Annotated in this window: 4 protein-coding genes, 1 pseudogene and 1 riboswitch; all 5 genes and pseudogenes read right to left on the minus strand. The window is 73.6% G+C overall.

Going from position 1 to position 3,059, the window contains the following annotated elements:
* Nucleotides 1-192 (minus strand): hypothetical protein (locus VGD85_RS08705; RefSeq protein ID WP_331063061.1); only part of this gene is annotated, 192 nt, incomplete at its 3' end.
* 43 nt (nucleotides 193-235) lie between these two features.
* Complete coding sequence (locus VGD85_RS08710; RefSeq protein WP_331063062.1) at nucleotides 236-1,219, minus strand: C40 family peptidase; 984 nt, start codon at nucleotides 1,217-1,219, stop codon at nucleotides 236-238.
* Between the two features lie 12 nt (nucleotides 1,220-1,231).
* A riboswitch (cyclic di-AMP (ydaO/yuaA leader) is annotated at nucleotides 1,232-1,390 on the minus strand.
* A 186-nt stretch (nucleotides 1,391-1,576) separates the two neighbouring features.
* Nucleotides 1,577-1,786 (minus strand): hypothetical protein, encoded by a 210-nt coding sequence (locus VGD85_RS08715; protein WP_331063063.1) that lies wholly within the window; start codon nucleotides 1,784-1,786, stop codon nucleotides 1,577-1,579.
* Nucleotide 1,787: 1 nt separating this feature from the next.
* Nucleotides 1,788-2,729, minus strand: coding sequence for a lysylphosphatidylglycerol synthase domain-containing protein (locus VGD85_RS08720; RefSeq protein WP_331063064.1), 942 nt, complete (start codon nucleotides 2,727-2,729; stop codon nucleotides 1,788-1,790).
* Nucleotides 2,726-3,059 (minus strand): annotated as a pseudogene (locus VGD85_RS08725) (hypothetical protein); the annotation flags it as partial. The pseudogene VGD85_RS08725 and the gene VGD85_RS08720, both read right to left, overlap by 4 nt.

Raw genomic sequence — 3,059 nt, forward strand, 5'->3', positions numbered from 1 at the left:
CAGCGCGCGGGCCGCATCGGCGTCGCCCGTCGCGACCGCGCGCCGGAACCGCGCGAGCGTCTGTGCCGCGAGGCCCGGGGACGGGCTCTGCGCGACCGGCGCCGGGGGCGGCGCGACGTAGGGGTCGTCGTCGCTCAGCCGCCAGGCGACCAGCCCCGACGCGACCAGCAGGAACAGCGAAAGGCCGGCCACCCACCAGCGTGGGCGACCGGCCAGTCTGCCGTGGTCGGGCCGATCAGCCAGGGCGGACCGCGCCGGAGTAGGGCATCGAGTTGACGCTGGAGACGACGACGCCGGTGCTGGGGTTGGCGGCGTGGACGATCATGCCGTTGCCGATGTAGATGCCGACGTGGCTGATCGGGCTGTAGTAGAAGACCAGGTCGCCGGGCTGGAGGTCGCCCTGGGAGACGTGGGGGCCGCTGCTGAACTGGGCGCTCGAGGAGTGCGGGAGCGCCACGCCGGCCTGGGCCCAGGCCATCATCGTCAGGCCCGAGCAGTCGAACGCGTTGGGTCCGGCGGCGCCGTAGACGTAGGCGTCCCCGACCTGCGCGAGTGCGTACTGGACGGCGGCCGCGGCCCGCCCGGAGACCGGGACGTCGGAGGGGACCCGCATGGTGCCGCGCGAGAGGATGTCCTCGCGCTCCTGGGCCTTGAGGTCGGAGAGCAGCGACTTGGCCGACGAGAGCCTGTCGTCGATGGTCGCCTTCTCCTCGGCCAGCTTCTTCTCGAGCTGGGCGACCTCGGTGGCGCGCTTCTGGGTGGCGTCGCTGCGGATGTCGAGCGACTTCAGCTCGGTGGCGTAGTCGTCGAAGAGCTGCGACTGGAGGTCGTTGAAGGCCGACATCGTCGAGAGCTGGGCGAGGAACGCCTGCGGGTCGTCGGACACGACCACCTGGCCGACCGCGTTGAGGTTCTGGCCCTCGTACTGGCGGACCACGGAGTCCTGCACCTGCTTGCGGACCACCTCGAGGCGCGCGTCCTGGCGCCGCTGGTCGGCGCGCAGCGAGTCGAGGTCGCTCTCGAGCTCCTGGAGCTCGAGCTTGACGTCGTTGTAGCGCTCCGAGGCCTGCTCGGCCTCGTGGTAGAGCCGATCGACCCGCGCCTGGACGTCGTCGATGTCCGGCTCCGCCGAGGCGGGCGTGGAGGACATGTTGCCCACGGCGACGATGAGGGCCAAGCCGCTCAGGACGGTGATGAGTCGGTTCCGGCCGTTCTGCACGAGCGGGCGCTCTCCCTTGCACGTCGTACGCCTACCGGGTGAGCTGACGGGTTCGGGCACGACATTTGCCCTACGCCTCGAGAGGCGATTCACCCCAGGTGGTCTGGGACCACCGATGGTTCCCCGGCTCCCGGACCGGCGAACCGGTCCGAGACTCAGCGCGGTGACCGCGCGGATCCGAGTGATCCACGTCCACGGCCACCTGAGTCCCACACGTTAACGGGGCTCCCGGACCGCGGCCAAGTTTCCACCGATGTCTCGGTGAGTTTCTTGTCACTTCGGCCCACTCTTTACCCGGCCCTGACCACACCGGTCACTCCAGTCACACCAGTCACGGAGGCGGGCACAGACGCAGGCTCACGCGGACTCCTCGACCGGCGGGCCGTCGAGCGGCTGCACCAGCCGGAGCGGCGGGACCAGCCCGCCCTGGGCGAGCACGTCGAGGGCGCGCCGGCCGTCGTCGTCGAAGGTGAGCTCGGGGGGCGGCCCGAGCAGCACGGTCACCACGCAGTCGTGGCAGTGCAGCCCCCGCACGCTGCAGGTGTCGCAGTCGATTCGCGTCGTCATGTCAGGAACGGTCGCAGGGACCACCGACACCCGGCCCGGGCAGCGCGACCTCCCGGCGTGTCGCGCGCACCAGCGACCAGGACACGAGCGCGAGCAGCAGGTCTCCTCCGGTGTGCAGCGCCCGGGTCAGCAGCGCCAGCGCGGTCGCCGTCGTCATGCCGGTGACCGGCGCCAGCAGCGCGATCAGCGTGACCTCGCGGGCGCCGACCCCCGCCGGGGCGAGCACCACCAGCACGCCCACGGCGTACGCGGTCGTGAACGCGCCGGCCGCGACGGGGAACAGCGCGACCGAGGGCCGCGGGGCCAGGGCCAGCACGGCGCCGGCGTAGCAGCCCCAGGTCAGCGCCATCAGGGCGACCAGCGTGCCGACGCCGCGCAGCGAGAGCCGCAGCGGGCCGTCCGCGCCCCCGATGGCCGTGCCGGCCCGGTTCACGGCGTACGGCGTCAGCCCGGCCACGCAGCCGAGGACCGCGGCGCCGACCAGCCAGGTGGGCACGCCAGCGTCCAGCCGCCAGGCGCCCGTCAGCGCGAACGACCCCGCGACCAGCCCGGACGTGGCGAGGTTGAGCCACAGGAACATCAGCGAGGTGCCGACCGTGACCCGCGCGGGCACGTCGAAGCCGCGGGCGAGCCCGGCGTGGGCGCCCATCGACCACACCGAGCCGGGGATGTACTTCCCGAGCTGGCCGACGAAGAAGACCGCCCGCCCCTCCCCCGGCGGCAGCCGGTGGTCGTAGCCCGCGAGCAGCCGCAGCCACGCGACGCTGGTGACCAGCAGGCCCGCCACGACGAGGCCGGCCGCGACCGCCAGCGCGAGCGGCGAGGTCCGCCGCACGACGGCGACGAGCTCCTCGCCCTGGTCGTGCAGCCCCCACCACGCGAAGCCGAGCACCGCGGCGAGGAAGCCGCCGCGGAGCACGTCGAGCCAGCGGCGGCGGCTCACGACGGCTCCGCCAGGGCGATCAGCGCGGTCCGCGTCGGGTAGGGCAGCGCGGGGGTCCGGCCCCGGGTCCAGCGCACCCGCAGCGGCGTGCGCCGGTCCACGAGCACCACCGCGTCGCGGTACCGCGCGCGGTCGACGTTGTCGAAGACCACCCAGCCGCCCGGCGCCAGCCGCTCCACCGCCCGTTCCAGGCAGGCCTCGCGGGCCCGCCCGTCGACCACCACCAGGTCGAAGTCGCCGTCCAGGTCGTCGACCGCGTCGGCGTACGCCGTGAAGTCCAGCCCCTCGAAGCCCCGCTTGGCCGAGCGCACCCCGCCGGCGCCGGGGCAC

Source organism: Nocardioides sp., from assembly GCF_036401255.1.
Taxonomy (GTDB): domain Bacteria; phylum Actinomycetota; class Actinomycetes; order Propionibacteriales; family Nocardioidaceae; genus Nocardioides.

What these genes read in the sequence shown, in the direction of transcription:
- VGD85_RS08715 (WP_331063063.1), bottom strand. Translation starts at nt 1,786, where the DNA reads ATGACGACGCGAATCGACTGCGACACCTGCAGCGTGCGGGGGCTGCAC.